This is a genomic window from Kribbella sp. NPDC051936, from assembly GCF_040680955.1.
Taxonomy (GTDB): Bacteria; Actinomycetota; Actinomycetes; order Propionibacteriales; family Kribbellaceae; genus Kribbella.
The window spans coordinates 850,930-869,429 of record NZ_JBFAXS010000002.1; the positions used below are offsets into that span (position 1 = coordinate 850,930).

The 18,500-nt window shown below is 67.3% G+C and carries 17 protein-coding genes; 4 read left to right on the top strand and 13 right to left on the bottom strand.

Annotated elements, in window-relative coordinates; translation table 11 throughout:
* Position 1 precedes the first annotated feature (1 nt).
* From AB0L64_RS09625 to AB0L64_RS09660, 8 genes are all read right to left on the bottom strand, one after another.
* On the bottom strand, positions 2-1,204 hold the full coding sequence (locus tag AB0L64_RS09625) for an FAD-dependent oxidoreductase (protein ID WP_363709567.1): 1,203 nt from the start codon (positions 1,202-1,204) through the stop codon (positions 2-4).
* A 141-nt stretch (positions 1,205-1,345) separates the two neighbouring features.
* The gene (locus AB0L64_RS09630; protein WP_363709569.1) at positions 1,346-2,476 is read right to left on the bottom strand and encodes a VIT1/CCC1 transporter family protein; all 1,131 of its coding nucleotides are present in this window, start codon (positions 2,474-2,476) and stop codon (positions 1,346-1,348) included.
* Between the two features lie 119 nt (positions 2,477-2,595).
* On the bottom strand, positions 2,596-3,504 hold the full coding sequence (locus AB0L64_RS09635) for a decaprenyl-phosphate phosphoribosyltransferase (protein ID WP_363709571.1): 909 nt from the start codon (positions 3,502-3,504) through the stop codon (positions 2,596-2,598).
* Positions 3,501-4,646 carry a hypothetical protein gene (locus tag AB0L64_RS09640; protein WP_363709573.1) on the bottom strand — a complete coding sequence of 382 codons (1,146 nt, stop codon included), beginning with the start codon at positions 4,644-4,646 and terminating at the stop codon, positions 3,501-3,503. The genes AB0L64_RS09635 and AB0L64_RS09640 overlap by 4 nt, the downstream gene beginning before the upstream one ends.
* Positions 4,647-4,690: 44 nt before the next feature.
* Positions 4,691-5,395 (bottom strand): SDR family NAD(P)-dependent oxidoreductase, encoded by a 705-nt coding sequence (locus tag AB0L64_RS09645; protein WP_363709575.1) that lies wholly within the window; start codon positions 5,393-5,395, stop codon positions 4,691-4,693.
* The gene (locus tag AB0L64_RS09650) at positions 5,392-6,771 is read right to left on the bottom strand and encodes an FAD-binding oxidoreductase (protein WP_363709577.1); all 1,380 of its coding nucleotides are present in this window, start codon (positions 6,769-6,771) and stop codon (positions 5,392-5,394) included. The genes AB0L64_RS09645 and AB0L64_RS09650 overlap by 4 nt, the downstream gene beginning before the upstream one ends.
* Positions 6,768-7,847 (bottom strand): glycosyltransferase family 4 protein, encoded by a 1,080-nt coding sequence (locus AB0L64_RS09655; protein WP_363709580.1) that lies wholly within the window; start codon positions 7,845-7,847, stop codon positions 6,768-6,770. The genes AB0L64_RS09650 and AB0L64_RS09655 overlap by 4 nt, the downstream gene beginning before the upstream one ends.
* Positions 7,844-8,890: a lysylphosphatidylglycerol synthase transmembrane domain-containing protein gene (locus AB0L64_RS09660; RefSeq protein ID WP_363709582.1), complete on the bottom strand. Its 1,047-nt coding sequence runs from the start codon at positions 8,888-8,890 to the stop codon at positions 7,844-7,846. The genes AB0L64_RS09655 and AB0L64_RS09660 overlap by 4 nt, the downstream gene beginning before the upstream one ends.
* A gap of 81 nt (positions 8,891-8,971) precedes the next feature.
* Between AB0L64_RS09660 and AB0L64_RS09665 the strand changes: the two genes are divergently transcribed.
* The 4 genes from AB0L64_RS09665 to AB0L64_RS09680 all read left to right on the top strand — a co-directional run bounded on the left by AB0L64_RS09665 (position 8,972) and on the right by AB0L64_RS09680 (position 12,801).
* A complete protein-coding gene (locus AB0L64_RS09665; RefSeq protein WP_363709584.1) occupies positions 8,972-9,778 on the top strand; it encodes a PIG-L family deacetylase in 807 nt (268 codons plus the stop codon).
* Between the two features lie 248 nt (positions 9,779-10,026).
* On the top strand, positions 10,027-11,322 hold the full coding sequence (locus AB0L64_RS09670) for a HAMP domain-containing sensor histidine kinase (RefSeq protein WP_363709586.1): 1,296 nt from the start codon (positions 10,027-10,029) through the stop codon (positions 11,320-11,322).
* A gap of 39 nt (positions 11,323-11,361) precedes the next feature.
* Positions 11,362-12,039, top strand: a complete 678-nt coding sequence (locus AB0L64_RS09675) for a response regulator transcription factor (RefSeq protein ID WP_363709588.1) — start codon at positions 11,362-11,364, stop codon at positions 12,037-12,039.
* A 45-nt stretch (positions 12,040-12,084) separates the two neighbouring features.
* Positions 12,085-12,801 carry a phosphatase PAP2 family protein gene (locus AB0L64_RS09680; protein WP_363709590.1) on the top strand — a complete coding sequence of 239 codons (717 nt, stop codon included), beginning with the start codon at positions 12,085-12,087 and terminating at the stop codon, positions 12,799-12,801.
* Positions 12,802-12,941: 140 nt separating this feature from the next.
* On the opposite strand, the gene AB0L64_RS09685 is transcribed toward AB0L64_RS09680, so the two are convergent.
* The 5 genes from AB0L64_RS09685 to AB0L64_RS09705 form a co-directional block, all read right to left on the bottom strand.
* Positions 12,942-13,619: a response regulator gene (locus tag AB0L64_RS09685; protein ID WP_363709592.1), complete on the bottom strand. Its 678-nt coding sequence runs from the start codon at positions 13,617-13,619 to the stop codon at positions 12,942-12,944.
* Between the two features lie 4 nt (positions 13,620-13,623).
* Positions 13,624-14,946: an ATP-binding protein gene (locus tag AB0L64_RS09690; RefSeq protein ID WP_363709594.1), complete on the bottom strand. Its 1,323-nt coding sequence runs from the start codon at positions 14,944-14,946 to the stop codon at positions 13,624-13,626.
* Between the two features lie 140 nt (positions 14,947-15,086).
* On the bottom strand, positions 15,087-17,060 hold the full coding sequence (locus AB0L64_RS09695; protein WP_363709596.1) for an APC family permease: 1,974 nt from the start codon (positions 17,058-17,060) through the stop codon (positions 15,087-15,089).
* Positions 17,061-17,352: 292 nt separating this feature from the next.
* Positions 17,353-17,505 carry a hypothetical protein gene (locus AB0L64_RS09700; protein ID WP_363709598.1) on the bottom strand — a complete coding sequence of 51 codons (153 nt, stop codon included), beginning with the start codon at positions 17,503-17,505 and terminating at the stop codon, positions 17,353-17,355.
* The gene (locus AB0L64_RS09705) at positions 17,502-18,497 is read right to left on the bottom strand and encodes a radical SAM/SPASM domain-containing protein (RefSeq protein ID WP_363709600.1); all 996 of its coding nucleotides are present in this window, start codon (positions 18,495-18,497) and stop codon (positions 17,502-17,504) included. The genes AB0L64_RS09700 and AB0L64_RS09705 overlap by 4 nt, the downstream gene beginning before the upstream one ends.
* Between the last annotated feature and the right edge of the window lie 3 nt (positions 18,498-18,500).

Sequence of the window (18,500 nt, forward strand, 5' to 3'; positions counted from 1 at the left end):
TTCACGGCAGTTGCACGTACCCGTGGCGCATCTTCCACAGGAAGTACTTCTCGAAGCCCAGCTTCATCAGATGGGCCTGCGGACCGGGGATGAGTACGCCGTGCTTGCGCGGCGGCAGCATTTTGTCGGCCAGGATGATGACACCGTTGTTCCCGGCATCCATCACGCAGACCGCCTTGATGTCGCCGAACGACTTGGTGTTCACCGGCTCCTCGCCGCGGATCTGCGCGGCGATGTTCTCGGCGGCGGTGTGCGCCATCACCTCGGTCGGGAAGCCCGTCTTCGGGATGCCGACCGGCGTCGGCGTCTGCCACGGTACGTCGACCGCGGCCGCCACACCGACCGCGTACACGTCGTCGTGCTTCTCGCTCTGGTACGTGTCCCGCACCACGACGTACCCCTTCTCGTCGGCCAGCCCGTTCGAGTCCTCGAGGAAGCGCTGCCCGAGGAACGGCGGGATCACCATGCCGAAAGCGAACGGCACCGTCTCGCCGTCCGCCAGCACGAGCGCGCCGTCGTCGACGTGGTCGATACCGACCGAGATGCGCGCCTCGATCCCTTCCTTCTTGAGGAACATCCCGAGCAACTGCTCGCCGTGCGGCAGCCCGCCGATCCCGAAGTGCCCGAGGAACGGCTCCGCCGTGACGTAGGTAAGCTTCACCTTCTTCTGCAGACCCGCCTTCCGCAGTTGGTACGCGGTGTTGAACAGGAACTCGTACGCCGCCCCGAAGCAGCCCGCACCCTGCGTGGCCGCGACGACGACGTCGCCGGGGTCATCGAGGAACCGGCGCCAGGCGACAGCGGTCCGTTCGGCCTCCCGGAGAGTGGTGATCGTGTTCGCGTTCTCCTTGAACCCGGGAACGACGTCGTCCTTGTTGCGGTAACCGGTCGCAATGACCAGGTAGTCGTAGCCGAACTGCCGGCCGTCGTCGATCGTGACCTGCTTGGCCACCGGGTCGACCGCGGTTGCGGCCGCGTGGACGAACTCGATGCCGTGCGCATCCAGCGTCGGCGCCACCGGGAACGTGATGTCCGCCTCGTCCCGTTTGCCGAACGGAAGCCAGATCAGGCTGGGATTGAAGAGGAAGTGGTCACTCGCGGACACGACCGTCACGTCCACGTCGCCCTCGAGCTCGTGCTTGACCGCCAGCGCCGCGGTCATCCCACCGAAATTGGCGCCCAGCACCAGAACCTTCCGACGCATCTCCAGCCTCCTCGATCAACCAACCGTCACGGTCATTGAGCCGCGGCAGGCCAAGCCGAGGGAGAGGCGATCGACCCGCAACCCGTGGGCCGCAGGTCCTTCGAGGTGTCAGGCCAGGGACAGGAACCTGTTGCCGGCGCGTTACGAGACCGTCGTACCGATCAGGCTGCCGACGCCGTACGTCACGGCGACGGCCAGGGCGCCGACGACGACCTGGCGGAGGCCGGAACGGAGGGCTGCGCGGCCGTTGAGCACGCCGATGCCGGCGCCGACGGCGAACATGGCGACGAGGGCGGCGACCAGCGCCGCGACGAACGCCGCTGTTCCGCCGCCGATCAGGTACGGCAGAACCACGACGAACGCACCGGCGGCGAACGCGATCATGCTCGATGCCGCGGCCGTCCAGGGGCTACCGAGCGCGTCGGGATCCAGACCGAGCTCTTCACGGACCAGCGAATCCAGGGCCGCAGGCGGGTCGGCCATCAGTTGGTCGGCCAAGCGAGCGGCCTCGTCCTTCGGAATGCCCTTCGCCTCGTACAGCAGCGCCAACTCGAGCCGCTCCTCCTCAGGATTCTCGTCGAGTTCGGCCGCCTCCAGGCTGATCTCACGCTCGAACATCTCCCGCTGGCTGGACATCGAGACGTACTCTCCCGCAGCCATCGAGAACGCCCCGGCGAGCAGACCGGCGACGCCGGCCAGCAGCACCGTCGATCGCCCTGCCCCTGAGCCTGCGAAACCCATCACCAACGCGGCGTTGGAGACCAACCCGTCACTGACGCCGAACACGGCAGCACGCAGACCGCCGGACCGATCGCCACGGTGCCATCGCTCACGCTGTGCGATCTGCTCTGTCGGCGTGCCCGCGCCCCCGGAGCGCATCCGCGCGATGCGTCGTCCATGGCGGCGTTCCTCAGCGGCCATCCCCTCCGCGGCCTGCGGGTCGGCGTCGTACTTGTTCGCATCGGCACGCTCCATCCGCTCGACGTACGGCAACAGCGGCCCGGCACCGACCCGGCGCGACAGCCAGCCCAGCAGGCGGGTGCGCAGCCCGGGCCGACCGGCCACCGGCACCTCGGCACCCGCCTCGCGAAGTTTCGCCTCCCAATGCGAGGCATGCCGCTCCTCGATGGCGGCCAACTCGGTGAACGCGTCCCGCCGCGTCCCACTCTCGACCGCCGCCAAGGCCTGGTAGAGCGCAGCCGCGTCCCGCTCGGCCGCAAGCATTGCACGGTAACGACGGACGTCGGCCTTCGTGAGCCGAGGTTCAGACATGGCCACTCAGTCCCTTCACGATGCCACTGCACCACTGTCAGGATCAGATTAGGTCGGCCGACACACTCACACGACGCGGCGAGCCCGATGTCTGCGTCCACGCGGCGCCGGTCCGCCAGTTACGCCGCATACAGGCCGACACCGAGAAGTGCCGCCCAGATCAGCCCGGCGGCGAGCAGCACACGGTCGCGGAAGATCTCGTGCTCCGGCTCCTCTCCACGGCCGGTGGAGACCAGAAGGGCATAACGGAGAAGGCCGGTGAGGAAGGGCACGAACGAGATGGCCAAGAGCTCGCGGTAGACGTCATGGCCTAGGTTCTGAAAAGCCCACATGCCGTACGACAGCGCGGTTCCGAGCAACGCGACTGCCATGACCTGGTCGAGCCAGGAACTCGGGTACGCCGCCAGCACCGGACGGCTGACCCCGTTACCGGACGTGCTGTGCTCCGCCTTGCGCTTGCCGGTGACGAGGAAGATCGCCCCGAACAACGAGACGAGAAGGAACCAGTTCGACACCGGCAGTCCGGTTGCCATGCCGCCCGCGGCCGCCCTCAGTACGAAACCCAGCGCGACGATGATCAGGTCGACGACTGCGATGTGTTTCAGCCCGGCGACGTACAGCACTTGGGTGGCGAGATACACACCGGCGATGCTGAATGTCCGCCAGCCGAGGCCGCTCATGACCGCGAGGCCCAGCAAAGCCGCGCTGACACCGAATACTGCGGCCGTCGCCGGGTTGAGCGCACCGGAAGCGACCGGCCGCAGGCGCTTGCGGGGGTGCCGACGGTCGTCGGACGCGTCCCGGATGTCGTTGAACGCGTAAATGGCGACCGCGAGCAGCACGAACCCGGCAGCGGCGATCGCAGCCCGCACCACGATGGCCGGCGACTCCAAGGCCCCGGCAGCGGCCGGTGCAGCAAACAGCATGACCGCCTTGTGCCACTGCTGCGGCCGGCTCAGCCGCAGCAGCGCCCGCACCGTACTTTCACCCTGCGCTGCAGGCCGGAGAAGTGTCCGGACGCTGGTCATTTCGCGGTCACATAGAAGAAGTCGCGCTGGTCGTCGACCAGGTAGCGATCGGCCGGGGAGTTCATCGAGTTCAGCAGCCGTTGTCCGGTGACCGTTTCGGCCGGGCCGGGCTGCTCGATGTCGAAGCTCACCATCGCCGCATGGATGTCGAGCTCCATGCCCTGGACGATGCCCGCCTGGTGCATCGCCGAGGTCAGCGTCGCGAGTGTCAGCTTGTTGCCCGCGACGTAGATCAAGTTGCCATGAGCATCTGTTCCGAGACCGGACCGCCAGGTGTACTGGAACTGACTGCGGACGGTGCCCCAACGCCCGTTGGCGTTCGCGGTCAGCCCGTCGACGATCTTGCCGTCGACGATCACCGGATCGAGGTTCTGGCGGACCGCAACGACATCCTTGGTCATCGTGACCGTTCGGTTCCAGACACCGATGCGTGCCGAGCCGTCGCGGAGGATCACCACGGACGCCCGTCCGTCGACCAGCGGGACGGCCGGAGACTGGTTCGTCCACCACCCACCGTGCGAATCCTTCATCTTGAAGCCGGCGTTGAACGTCGCCACGAGGGCCGGGAGGTCTGCGGCTGGTACCGAGTACCCGGCCTTGGACGCCATCCCGACGAGCGGCTCCCGGGTCCCCGGCATCAAGTGCAGCCGGTAACTGCCGCGCGGCAGCAACGCCGCGGCGACAGAAACGGGCAGGTGCAGCGGGTCAGGCCGGAACCAGGTCGTCCAGACCAGCGGTAGGCCTGACCTGGACTGCCGTGCGACCGACCACTTGCCCTCGTGGTCCAGCACAGTCACGCCAGGCAGCAGTTGAACAGTCGGCAATTCAGTTGCACTTGGACGAACCCTGGCCTGCCCCGTTCTCGGCGCACCGCCCGGCTCGGGGGTTGTCGTGTCAGCCGGCGCGCCGGTCGCAGGCGGTTGCTGGTGGGAGTACTTCCAGGTCTCGACCGTGTCGATCACGAATCCGGCGCCGTGATCGCGAAACCACTCCACGGTCCGGACCGTGAAACTCGCGTTCCCGGGATACAACAGCGCCCGTACATAGGACACGGCGGGAACAACCAGGAGCAGGAAGAGGGCGAGGGCGATCCACCGCTTCCGCACCCGACGCCGCTTGCGTTCGTGGGCGTTCTGCTTCATGACACCAGTAGATCGAGATCGACCTGAGAGGACGCGGAGAAGCGTCATCGCCAGGAAGGCGGGAGCACCCGGCGCGGGAGGATGCCGAGGATACGTACGACGAGGCCCATGACTCGCGGCACCCAGATGACTGTCTTGCGGCTGTCCACGGCAGCCGCGACTCGCCTGGCGACACGATCGGGATCAGTAGCGAGGGGCGGCTTGGCAAGGTCGGCCGTCATCCGCGTCCGGACGAATCCCGGGCGGACAACCAGGATCCGTACGCCGGTGTCCGCCGTCTGTCGCGCGAGCAGAAGCGCGGTCGAGTCCGCCAACTGTTTGCCCAGCGAGTACTCGGCGATCGATTGCCGCGGCCGAACCGCAGCAGCTGAGGACAAAAGCACGATCTGCTGTGGTCTCCGCTGCGTCAACGCACGCAGCAGAAGCGCGACGGCCAGGCCGTTGACAACCAAGCCTTGTGCGAACGACTTCTCCGACATCGACCCCACCGCGACGATTGCGAGCTCGAGTGCATAACCTGCGCAGGCATGATCGAGCATCCCGTCGAGTTCGGCGACGTCGAGAGCCGCGTCGTACTCCGTTGTCGCCACGGTGTACCCGGCATCGCGGAGCTTCTCGGCGTTGCACTTGAGTTCCCCGTTCGGACGGCCGGCAAGGATGACGCGACGCGGTGCCGGTCCGAGCAGCCGGAGGAGCACAGCCATCCCGATCTCGGACGATCCGCCGACCAGGAGTACCGATCGGGTCATGTCAGCAGGCCGAGCCGCTCGGCCAGTCCGGACGTCCATCGTCCCGCCGGATCCAGTCGCTGCCGGGTGCGGCGCCAGTCCGTCAGCCGGGGATACATCATCGGTATCAGCTCCGGAGTCGCGATCGTGTCCTTCGACAGGTAGATACGCCCTCCGGCGCCGGCTACGAGTTTGTCGACCGGCCGCAGCGTGTCGTGGTCATTCAGCCAACGCGCGGGAAGGTCCAGAGCGAGCGTCCAGCCCGGGATCGGGAACGACAGCGGGCCCGCGTCGCCGAACCCGAGATTCTTCAGCGTCACCAGCGCGGGCGTCATGCCCCGGGTACTGAAGAACGCGAGTACGTCGTGCAGCGTCCCGGTCCGGTCCGGCGGAACGGCGAACTGGTACTGGATCATCCCCCGGCGTCCGAACGCCGCCGGCCACCCGTTCGCGCGATCGAGCGGACACAACGCAGCGCGCAGCGCGACGAGTTGCGAGTTGCCTGACCGGCTGAGATGCCACCGTGCCGCCGAGGCTGCCGCGATGGTCGCGTTCGAGACCACACCAGTTCCGGGCAACGACCTTCGGTGGCCGGTGCCCGCCACCCGGGGCTCTGGAAACGGCGCGACCACACCAGGCAGGTCGAGTGTCGACGCGCTGTAGTACTCGTCCACGATTCCGCGTCCCAGACGCGCGCCGCGCACATGCGCGTCCAGCCACGCGATCGCATGCCGACCTGGTTCGAGCTCCTGTCGCTCGGCCGCCGCTCGCATCGCCTCGACGGTCTGATCCAGCGAGTACGTCCGGCAGCGGTTCCTGATCATCCACCCGGTGTCCACCCGCTGGAGCTGGATCGCCGCCCGGAGAATGACGCCGGTCAGTCCCATGCCGCCGGTCGTCGCCCAGAACGCGTCCGGATCCTGACTTGGTGACAGCTGAGCCATGGTCCCGTCGGACCGCAGCAACGCCATCCACAGCACATGCTGGCCGAAGGATCCCGCACCTGGGTGATTCTTGCCGTGGACGTCGCCGGCGATCGCTCCCCCGACCGTGATGTACTCAGTGCCCGGTACCACCGGAAGGTTCCAGCCGAGCCAGAGCGTCTGGTCGATGAGATCCTTCAGGAGGGTGCCGGCTTCCACGACGACCACGCCGTTTCCCTGGTCGAACGAGCCGATCCGATCGAGCGCGGTCAGGTCGAGCACGATGGTCGTGCTGTCACCTGGGAGCGCCGCATCGCCGTAGCTCTTGCCCGCTCCGCGCACAGTGATCCTCGGTTCGGTCAGCACCGCATCGACGACCGCCCCGTCGAATTCGGGCCGCCGCACCCGGCACGTTCGGTTGAGCGTCCGGCCCCAGCCGGACAACGACTGCAGGCCGGGAGCTTCGTGGATCATGATCTCGACGCTAGGTACTGCCGACTGAGAGCGTGCTGAGTCGAGTAGGCCGTCAGGTGCTGGGCGACCACGTGCTTCCAGGACATCCCGGGCTCGGTGTGCCGATTGAAGGCCTGGATGCGCGACAGTGTCGCTCCGTCGCACAGCAGGGCCGCCGCGGCCGCCGCCATCTCGGAGTCGGTGCGCACCAGGTATCCCTCGATGTCCGGTCGGACGAACTCTCCGACGCCGCCCGAAGCCATTGCGATGACCGGCAGGCCCGCGCAGCGGGCTTCGAGCGCGGCAACGCCGAAGGACTCGAGCTCCGCGGGTGCCAGATAGACATCCGCAGACGCGTACAACTGCTGGATCTCGAAGCGGGTCAAGCGTCCCGGTAGGTCGACCCAGTCGCCAAGACCCCGACGTTGCACCGCCCTGGCGACCGCCCCGGCCTGCGGTCCGTCTCCGACAACGATCGCTCGAAGAGCGACGGCGGCCGGTACGCTCGCGCGGATCTGCTGCAGAATCGACAGTACGGCCATCGGGCGCTTCCGCCTGGCCAGCCGCATCGTACTCACGAGGGTCAGCGGATGGTCCGTACGCCGAGCTTGACGCCACAGTGCCGGATCGACGCCGTTGTGCAGCACGCCGACCTGCCGACGCGGCAGAAGCCTCTCCAGGACACGCGCCACTACCTCGCTGACGGCCGACCATTGCACGTCGCCGACGTACCGGTCTATCCGCGCAACCGGCCACGGCGTCGACGAGCTCGGCAGTGAATGCAGCGTCAGGAGCGGACTGTCGGCCAGTCGCGCGGCGCACCAGGCAAGCGGAGACACCAAGGAGGAGTGGCAGTGCACGACATCGAAGTGTCGCAATGCGGCACGTAGACGGTCGACAGCTGACCTGAGTGGTACTCCGGCAAACGCAGGGAGGCGCACAACGGGAACGTCTCCCCCTGCCACCGGTCCTTCAGCGGTTGTGAAGACCGTGACCTCGTGACCGGCGCGTATCAGGTGGACGGCAAGATCGTGGACCTGGAGCTCGATACCGCCGAGCCGGGGAAGGTAGCAGTCGCTCACCAGCGCGATCCTCATCCGGCCGGCTCCTCGAGCGCCGCTGGACTGGCGCGGGACTGAAGCCATGACCACGCGGCCAGCAGCACGCCGCCGACCGGGATCTCCATCAGGTACGTGAACCCGCGGAACAACAGCAATCCGGCGGCGACTCCGGCAGGATCACCTCCGAGCGCGACCAGAGCGGCCGTCGTCCCGACCTCGACGACACCGGCGCTTCCCGGAGTGATCGGCACCAACGTCAACAGGCGTTCGACAGCCAGCGCAGTGAAGAGGACGGGAACGCCCAGTGGAACGTGAAGCACGGCGAAGCAGAGCCAGAGCAGAGCGAGCTGCAGGGCGACGTACGCGACCATCCCGACCGTCATCGGCTGCCACCCGGTGCGCATCACCTGGAGGATCCGGCGCCGCAGGTCCGGCAGCCGGTCCTTGAAATCGGTGCGCCGGAACACGCCGGCCAACTTGTCGAGCAGACTGCCGACCGCCACGGCCGCCCGCTCGTCGACAAGGATCCAGAGACTCGCGACGACCGCGGCCGGCACCGGCAGGAGCAGCAGAGTCGCCGACCCGAACGCATGACCGCTGTGCAGGATCGGGATCAGGCCGAGAGCGAGTGCGACGACGCCGAGCTTCGAGGCGACGTTGAGTAACGTCGTCACGGCGAGAGAGGCGCCGAATGCGCCTGGGCTGAATCCCCAGCGGCGGATCATCGCGAAGTTCAGCGCCGTGCCTGCTGCGCCGCCGAGCGGCAGTACATTCGCCACGGCGCTTCCGGTCAGGTTCAGCGTCAGGCCTCGCCGTTTTGTCAGTCCCGGGAGCGATGCGGCCAGTACGAACGAGTGGGCCCACAGTCCGGCGATCCACACGACCGCCAGCACCGCCAGCGATCCAGCGGAGACCTGGCCGAGGACGGCTCCGACCTGAGTCCAGGTGGCGCCAACCGCACGGGGAAGGAGGACCACCAGTGCAGCGGTGATCAACGCACTCAGGACGGAGGTCACCAGCCGCCGTCGTCGTCCGCGGACAATGGCCGATACGGCCGGCCGCTCTTCGTTCTCACTCATCGAATCAAGCGTGTCGTCCGGACGCTGAGAGGGTGCTGAGAGCAACTAGAGCGGTCCGGCAGGGCGTGTCATGCTGTCAGGATGGCGAGGACTTTCACCCTGGTGGCGTTCCACGCGCACCCGGACGACGAGGCCTTGCTGACGGGCGGGTCGCTGGCTCGCCTTGCCGCTGAGGGGCACCGCGTCGTACTCGCGGTCGCCACGGACGGCGAGGCGGGGGCGGCCGCTTCGCCGTACCGGTCAGGGCCTGGACTGGCGGCGTTCCGGCGCGACGAGCTGGAACGATCTGCCGCCGCTCTCGGCTGTGCGCGGGTGGTGCGATTCGGGTTCAAGGATTCGGGGTCGTCGGAGCCGTTCACCGGCGATGGGTTCAGCGCGCTGCCGGTCGAGGATGCCGCGGAACCGCTCATCGCTCTGCTGCGGGAGGAGCAGGCCGACGCGTTGACGATCTACGACCCGGCCGGCGGATACGGGCATCCGGATCACCGGCAGGTGCACACCGTCGGCACCTATGCCGCCGCCCGGGCCGGGACCGCCTTGGTGCTGGAGGCAACTATCGACCGCCGGCAGATCCGTCGGCTGGTCCGGATCGTCGAGGCGATCCCCGGCGTACTGCCGGCGGTCTCCGCCGCGGCCTACGAGCAGGCCTACTCCCCCAGCGCGGCGATCACCCACCGAGTCGATGTACGGCCTTTCACGCCCCAGAAGCGAGCTTCGTTCGAGGCACATGCCAGTCAGGCGAGTTCCGACGACGGCGCGCGCACGCTGGCTCTGCTGCTCAAACTGCCCCGGTGGCTGTTCCGGTCGTTGCTGGGCCGGGAGTGGTACGTCGAGCACGGCCGCACGCCCGGTCGTCCGCTGGACGACTTGTTCGCATCCCTTCGATGAGCTCCCGGACGGCACAGAACGACGTGGGTCCTCAGCTGCCACTCAGCCAGGAAGCGCCACGCTGATTCGGTTCGAGCATCCACGCTGCCAGGAATCGGCCTGCGACGATGGGGCGGAGGTGTGAACGAGCAGAGGATGGAGAGGTCCAGTTGTCGGCGCTGCGTAGCACGATCTCAAGGCTGAGCCGTGCCAGTGTTCGGAGCAGGTCCGCCGCAGCCGCGGTTGTCGTCGTCGCGGGTGCGATGGCCTTGGGCGCTGTCTTGCTGCTGCTTCTGCTGCAGCGGGCTCTCATCACAACCGTCTCCGACGCCGCGGACGTGCGAGCCGACGATGTCGCCGGTCAGATCGACGAGGAAGGCGTGGCCAAGCTGAACGACGATCTCGTTCAGTCGACCAGAGCGAGCCAGATCGTGCAGGTGCTCGACAGCTCTGCTCGGGTCGTCGCGGCGTCGTCTCCACGGGCAGAATCAGCTCCGCTGACCCACCTGCGTCCCGAACCCGACGCAGTACTGCGTGCGGAGGTCGGCGACATGCCGTTGCTGGACGACGATCACGACTACCTGATCGTCGCACGTGGTGTCGAGTACGGCGGGCGGAACTACACCGTCGTGGTGGCATCATCGATCGCAACTGAGCGCTCGACTGTCACCACTGTCGCGCAGTACCTCGCGATCGGCATTCCCGCGCTGCTGGTCGTCGTCGGCGCGGCGAGCTGGATGCTCACCGGCCAGGCGCTGAAGCCGGTCGAGCGGATCCGGACCCGCGTGCAGGGCATCGAGTCCAGCGACTTGACCGAGCGCGTTCCGGTGCCGCAGACCGAGGACGAGATCGCGAGACTCGCCGCAACGATGAACGAAATGCTCGATCGTCTGCAGGCCGGCCAGGCGACTCAGCGTGCGTTCGTCGCCGATGCGAGCCACGAACTCAGGTCGCCGCTCGCGACGGTGTCCGCCGGCCTGGACGTCATCGAGCCATCGGCCCGCGGTCAGAGCTGGCAGGAGCTGCATCGGTTGATGCAGGGCGAGGCCGAGCGGATGCGTCGACTGGTCGAGAATCTGCTGCTGCTCGCCAAGGCCGACGATGCCGCGCTGCCCCTGCACCGCACCGAAGTCGATCTGGACGACCTGGTCGACGCGGAAATCCTGCGGCTCCGGGAGTCCGGCCTGCTCACCGTGATCGGCGACGTGAAACCTGTCAGGGTTCTCGGTGATCCGCTCCGGCTGAGTCAGCTGCTCCGCAATCTGGTCGAGAACGCCGCGACCGCGGCACAGAGCACGGTGCGCCTCAGCACGACTGAGCGAGACGGTCAGGCGGTCCTCACGGTCGAAGACGATGGCGACGGGATCCCCGTGAACGACCGCCTGCGCGTCTTCGAGCGATTCGTCCGCCTGGACACCAGTCGCGCACGGGCGAGCGGCGGCTCAGGACTCGGTCTGTCCATCGTCCAGGAGATCGTCAAAGCACATCACGGAACCGTCACCTTGACTCCGGGCGCCTCACGGGGCACCGTCGCAACAGTCACGTTGCCGCTACCGGCGCACTGACTCAGCTTGCTCTCAGCGAATCGGCAGGACACTGGCAACATGCGGGTTCTGGTAGTCGAGGACGAGGTCCCCCTGGCAGAGACGATCAGGCACGGCCTGACCGAGGACGGGTTCGTGGTCGAGATCGTCCACAACGGCGAGGACGGCGTCTGGGCGGCGACCGAACATCCGTACGACGTGATCGTTCTCGACATCATGTTGCCGAAACTGAACGGCTACAAGGTGCTCGAGCAGATTCGCGAACGTGGTGTCTGGGCCCCGGTGCTGATGCTGACCGCGAAGGACGGCGACTACGACCAGACGGATGCCTTCGACCTCGGGGCTGACGACTACCTCACGAAACCGTTCAGCTTCATCGTGCTGATCGCCCGCCTGCGCGCCCTGATCCGCCGCGGCGCACCGGAGCGGCCGGTGGTCATGCGGGCCGGCGACCTGGTCCTGGATCCGGTCCGGCGCCGGGTGGAGCGGGCCGGGCAGGAGATCGTCCTGACCCGCCGCGAATACGGGCTGCTCGCTTTCCTGATGCGCCACCGCGGCGAGACGGTCAGCAAGACCGAGATCCTGGAGAATGTCTGGGACCCGGCGTTCGACGGCGACCCCAACGTCGTCGAGGTCTACATCCGGTACCTGCGGCTCAAACTGGACGCACCGTTCAATCGCACTGCGATCCAGACGGTCCGCGGCATGGGATACCGCATCGATCCCGACGGCGGCTGATCATCGAAACCTGATGTCTGGTCATGCTCCGACGACCCGAAGGCTGTGAGTCCACTGTCACGATGCACGCTGTTCGGTCTGCTGGCAGCCGCCTTGGGGACAATCGGGTTCGTCGTGCAGGCAGACGCGGTGATCGAAGGAGACGGGCTCGCAGCCTTCGACCCGCAGTTGACTCAGGCATTCATCGTGCACCGCACCGCGGGCCTGAGCAGGCTCGCGCAGGCAGTCACCTTCTTGGGCCAGGTACCGGTCCTTGCCATGATCACCGTGATCGTCGCTGCCGTGTTCCGGATCGTGACCAAACGCTGGTTCGAGGCCGTCGTCCTGGTCGTCGGCATGGTCGGCGCGGCGATCCTCACCTCCGTCCTCAAGCTCCTGATCGGACGGCATCGACCGGACTCGAGCGTCGTGCTGGGCACGGTCACCAACGGCTTCTCTTTCCCGTCCGGCCACACACTCAGCGGCACCACTTTCTTTCTGCTGCTGGCCGGACTGCTCTGGTATTCGAGCGCGTCGCGAGCGCTGAAGATCGCCGGCGCGGCTGGTGCTGTTCTGCTGAGTGTCGCCATGGGGCTCAGCCGGGTGTACCTCGGGTACCACTGGGCGACCGATGTCCTGGCCGGATGGACGATCGCCCTCACCTGGCTGTGCCTGCTCGCCACCCTGACCCACCTGATCGTGACCCGCCGCGCAGCTACACAGGCAGCCGCCGCGGGACTCCCCGAAGGCCCCGACGACAGCGACCAAGACGCCGGGCCATAGCTTTGCGCGTCCAAGCTGCTGCGGCGGGTGCTGACGCCGAACAGCCTGGAACTGATCAGTGTGCGCGGATGACCGGATCCGGAGCACGGCGATGGAGCTTCCGTAGACACAGAAGGCCGCCCGCCTGGGTCTCAGTGGTGTCAGGGCTGGAAGCGGTAGCCGATACCTGGTTCGGTGATGAGGTGCGTGGGGCGGGAGGGGTCGAGTTCGAGTTTGCGGCGGAGTTGGGCCATGTACACGCGGAGGTAGTTGGTCTCGGCCTCGTAGGTCGGGCCCCAGACTTCCTGTAACAGTTGCCTCTGGCTGACCAGCTTCCCGGTGTTGCGGACGAGGACCTCGAGCAGGCTCCACTCGGTCGGTGTCAGCCGGACCGGTCCGTCGGCAGTCGTGACTTGCTTCGCGGCGAGGTCGATGGTGAAGGTGGCGGTCTGCACGGTCGCGATTCCGCCGGTGGTGGGCGCCGTACGGCGGAGTGCGGCGCGGACCCTGGCGAGCAGCTCGTCCATGCCGAACGGCTTGATGACGTAGTCGTCCGCCCCGGCGTCGAGGGCCTCGACCTTGTCTGCCTGGGCCTCGCGCGCGGACAGGATGATGATCGGGGCCGAGCACCAGCCGCGGAGTCCGTAGACGACGTCGACACCGTTCATGTCGGGCAGGCCGAGGTCGAGGATCACCAGGTCGGGCGGCCGTCGGCTCGCGGCTTCCAGCGCCGAGGTGCCGTCGGCGGCGGTTTCGACGTCGTACTGACGCGCGCGCAGGTTGATGGCCAGCGCACGCAGCAGCTGACGGTCGTCGTCGACGATCAGAACCTTGCTCATGGCATCAACCGTCCATCAACGGCAAGCGGACGGTCATGGTCAGCCCTCCACCTGGGGTCGAGGAGGGCGTGAGCGATCCCCCGATCGCCTCACTGAAGCCGCGGGCGATCGCCAGACCGAGACCGACACCGGTGTCGGACCGCTGGTCGCCGAGCCGCTGAAACGGCGTGAACATACGCTCCCGGTCCGCGTCCGGGACACCAGGTCCGGAGTCGGCGACACTGAGATGCGCGGATCCGTCTGCCCATGCCGTGATCCGAACCGGCACCCCACTCGGCGAGAAGCGGCGGGCGTTGTCGACAAGATTGGCGATCACCCGCTCCAGCAGACCCGGATCGGCGAGCGCGAGCGGAAGGTCGTCCGGTACGTCGAGCACGACGGCGTCCGCCGGAACACCCACCAGCGCACGCGCCACAACCTCCTGCAGGACGACCGCGCGCTTGTCGACCGACAGCGCGCCGGCCTGCAACCGGCTCATCGCCAGCAGGTTGGCGATCAGGTCGTCGAGGCGATCGGCGGACTCTTCGATTGTCGCGAGCAACTCCTCGTGCTCGGCGGGGCTCCATTGCACGTCTTGCTGGCGGAGGCTGGACACAGCTGCCTTGATGCCGGACAGCGGGGTTCTGAGGTCGTGGCCGACCGCGGCGAGCAGCGCGGCGCGCACTCGGTCGATCTCTGCGAGCTGTCGCGCCTGGGCTGCCTCGCCGGCCAGCTGCTGCCCTTCCCAGGCCCGCGCCGCCGCCGCTGCCAGCCGGGTGAGCAACTTGCGGTCCTCGGCGAACAATTCGGGGCCTTCGGCAACCAGTCTGAGGCCGTCCCGGGCAGGCACCGCGATCACGGGTCGACCGTGGAAGGGACGGCCGACGTACGCCGCCACCTGGTCGACATCGCCTCGGCGTTCGAGCAGCGCAACCGACTCCATGCCGAACGAGTCCCGCACCTCCTCCAGTACCGCCGTCAGCGAATCGTCCGTCACTGGTTCGGTCGCCAACCGGGACAGGACCTCGGCCTCGCTCCGGCTCCGCACTGCCGCGATCCGGTACCGGGTCGCCACCTCGACCGTCACGCTGACCGTCACCGCGACCAGGACGAACACGAACAACGCGATGATGCTGTCACGCTGGTCCACGATCAACGTGTGGTACGGCGTGGTGAAGAAGAAGTTCGCCAGCAAGACGGCCGCGAAGGCCGCCGTGACCCCGGGCAGAAGCCCGCCGATCACTGCGATCAGCACCACGGCGAGCAGATACAGCAGGAGGACGCTTTCCAGCGCCAGACCGTCGCGGACAGGCAGCAGTGCGACAGTCAGCGCCGGAAGGCCGGCCACCACCAGGGCGAGTCCTGCCCAGAGGCGTCTTCTGAGACCGGAGCGCCGAGCGACCCGTCGCTCTGGACGCGCAGCCGTGGGCTCGTCGTTCTCCACCACGGCTCAACTCTGACACAGCGCCGTACTGCCTCGAAGCAGGCTCAGACGCGCTCGGCCCGGGCGCGCTCGGAGTCCGGTTCCATCCGTCGGGACTCGAGCACCGCCGCCGACCCCAGCTGCCATGGGACGTTGATGACCATGACTCCCGGCTGGAACAGCAGCCGCGCCTTCAGCCGCAGCGCGCTCTGGTTGTGCAGCAATGCCTCCCACCAGTGCCCCACGACGTACTCGGGGATGAACACCGCGACGAGATCACGAGGGCTCGTTCGGCGGACATCCTTCACGTAGTCCAGCACCGGGCCGGTCACGTCCCGGTACGGCGAATGGAGCACCTTCAACGGCACCGGGATGTCCCGCTCCGTCCAGTCCCACAGCAACGCGTCCGACGCGTCCAGGTCTGTACTGACGGTCACTGCCGTCAGCGTGGTCGGGCGGGTCGCCCGAGCGTAGGCCAGCGCGCGCAGCGTCGGAGTGTGCAGTTTCGACACCAGGACGATCGCGAAGACCCTCGGTGGCAGCGTCGTACCTCCGGGCGTCGGGAGCAGCTCGGCCTCCACTCGGTCGTAATGCTTCCGGATCCCCTTCATCAACAGGAACAGACCAGGCATCGCCAGGACCACGATCCACGCACCGTGTGTGAACTTCGTGATCAGCACGACAACCAGCACTACTGCCGTGAAGACCGCACCCAGCGCGTTGATCGCCCTGGAACGCAACAGGTGCGCGCGGACCGGTGACAGGATGTCACCACGCAACAGGCGCGTCCAGTGCACGACCATGCCTGCTTGGCTGAGTGTGAACGAGACGAACACCCCGATGATGTACAGCTGGATCAGCCGGGTCGTACTCGCGTCGAACAGCCAGATCAGCAAGCAGGCCAGCGCGGACAGGATCAGGATGCCGTTGCTGAACACCAGCCGGTCCCCGCGCCGGGAGAACTGCCGAGGCAGGAAGCCGTCGTGTCCGAGCAGCGAAGCGAGGATCGGGAAACCGTTGAATGCCGTGTTCGCGGCCAGGATCAGGATCGCCGCGGTGAACGCCTGCACGGCGAAGAACCCGATCGAGTGGTATCCGCCGAACACCGAACCCGCCACCTGCGCGATGACGGTGCGCTGCTCGTACCCCTCCGGCGTACCGGTCAGCCGGGCCGGATCGTCGGCGACATGCACGTGCGCGACCATCGCCAACGCGGTGATGCCGGCGAACATCGCGATCGTGATCGACCCCATGATCGCGAGCGTGCCGGCCGCGTTCTTGCTCTTCGGCGGTTTGAAGTTCGGCACACCGTTACTCACGGCCTCGACGCCGGTCAGCGCCGTACACCCGGAGGCGAACGCCCGCATCCCGATCAGCACCGCGACGAGGCCGGTGGCGTGCGTCGCCTGAGTGATCCCGTACGGCGCGGATTCCGCGCGCGGTGCATCACCGGCGAGGATCTTGACCAGTCCGACCGCGATCATCGTCAGCACCACCGCGATGAAGCCGTACGTCGGAATCGCGAACGCCGTGCCGGACTCCTTCACGCCGCGCAGGTTCATCACCGCCAGCAGCGCGATCATGCCGATCGACACCAGCACAGCATGCGGCCCGAGCCCTGGAATCGCGGAAACGATGTTCTGCACGCCGGCCGCCACCGAGACGGCGACTGTCAGCACGTAGTCCACCAGCAGCGCACTGGCCGCGACCAGCGAAGCGTTGCGTCCGAGATTTGCCCGGCTGACCGCGTACGCACCTCCGCCGTTCGGGTAGGCGTAACACGTCTGCCGGTACGACGCGACGACCACGACCAGCAACGCGATGACTACTGCGGCGAGCCAGGGTGTCAGATGCAGCAACGACAGCCCGCCGAGGCTCAGCATGAGCAGGATCTCCTCGGTCGCGTAGGCGTTCGAGGACAGCGGGTCGCTGCAGAACACCGGCAGCGCGAGCTTCTTCGGCAACAACGTGTCGCCCAGCCGCTCGCTCCGCAGCGGTCGTCCGACCAGGAATCGTTTCGGCAGCTCCAGCACCTTCACACCACCAGCCAAGCGTTGCCTGACCACTCAACTGCTCGATCTTGACGCCGTCTTGACGCCAAGCCGGTGCATCTTGACGAGTTCTTAGCGCCCGCTCCCCCAGGCGCCGGGCACGATGGATCACTCTGATGCTCCGGTTGACAGCACGGACCCGGCAGCGAGTGGTCGGAGCGGCGGCCTGGCCGTCACCGAAGTCGCGCTCTGGGGCCGCAGGCAACAAGCCCGTGCCGGGCAGCAGGCCGGGTATCTCCAGGGAGTCGTCCGGACGGCCGGTCTCGTCGCGGCCGGCAGCTCACGCATCGAAACGCTGATCGCCGACGTCCTCGCCATCGACGACTGCCACTCCGACGCCGACACGCAGGAGGGTGTACCCGCTGCCATCGTCCGCGACGGCACCGTCGTACGACGCGGCCGGGACCACGTCGCCCGCCCCTCCCTCGCTCAACGCCAGGTGGCCGTAGCCCTCGCTGTCGACCGACGCGTCATTCGCTCGTACCAATTTGTGAACTTGACGTCGTCGCGGACGAGTTCCTCGTACAAAGCGCGCGCTTGGCGCTGCAATGGTTCGGAGTCCCATCGCTCGGCGAGGGCGGCCAGTGGGGCGTCCTGCACGTTTCCGAGCGCGTAGTCGCGACCGAAACCGTACGACAGCGGGACCACAGTTCCATCGGTCTCGAGGACCAATGGAGTCAGCCAGCTCGCCAGCGAGGCGCGCGGATCTCGCGGGGTGACAAGGAACCGGTCGGGGGCGGACCGCAGGTCCTTCTGGGTGACGAGATCGATCTGGACCGCGATGTCGTGCACGACGCTCAGTCGCGTGGTCTCGAAGAACGCGAAGCCGAGCTCGGTCGAGTCCGGCACGGAGGTCCGGAGCGCGGCGCCGGCGCCGTCGGGTTCGAGCGGGTGGACCTGCACGAGGGCGGCACCATACTCAGCTGCCAACTGAAACACGAACTCGAGCTCGTGGACATTGTGCAACGTGAGGGTCGTGATGAACGCGAACGCGATGCCCGAGTCACGCACCGCAGGCAGACGTGAAGACATCTGGCCGAACGCTCGTCGATCACCCCGCATCCAGTTGTGCGTCTCGGGGCGGCCGTCGAGCGAGATGGCAAGCACGTCGACGAGGCCCACGAGCTCGGACAGCCGCCTCTCAGTGAGCAGCAGCCCGTTGGTCGTCACGGCCGTGCGCATGCCGAGTTCGTGTGCATGCCTCAGCAGTGGCAACAGCTCCCGGAAGAGAAGCGGTTCACCACCGGAGACGGCAAGCACGTCGTACCCGAGACCACGGGCGTCGGCGACGGTGCGTCGTAGAACCTCCAGGTCGGTCGTGTCCGCGATCCAGGGACCGGACGACGAGTAACAATGACGGCACCGAAGGTTGCACCGTCGTGAAGGGTGAATCTGGAGGATCGCACTTGCACCAGTGAGACCCATGAC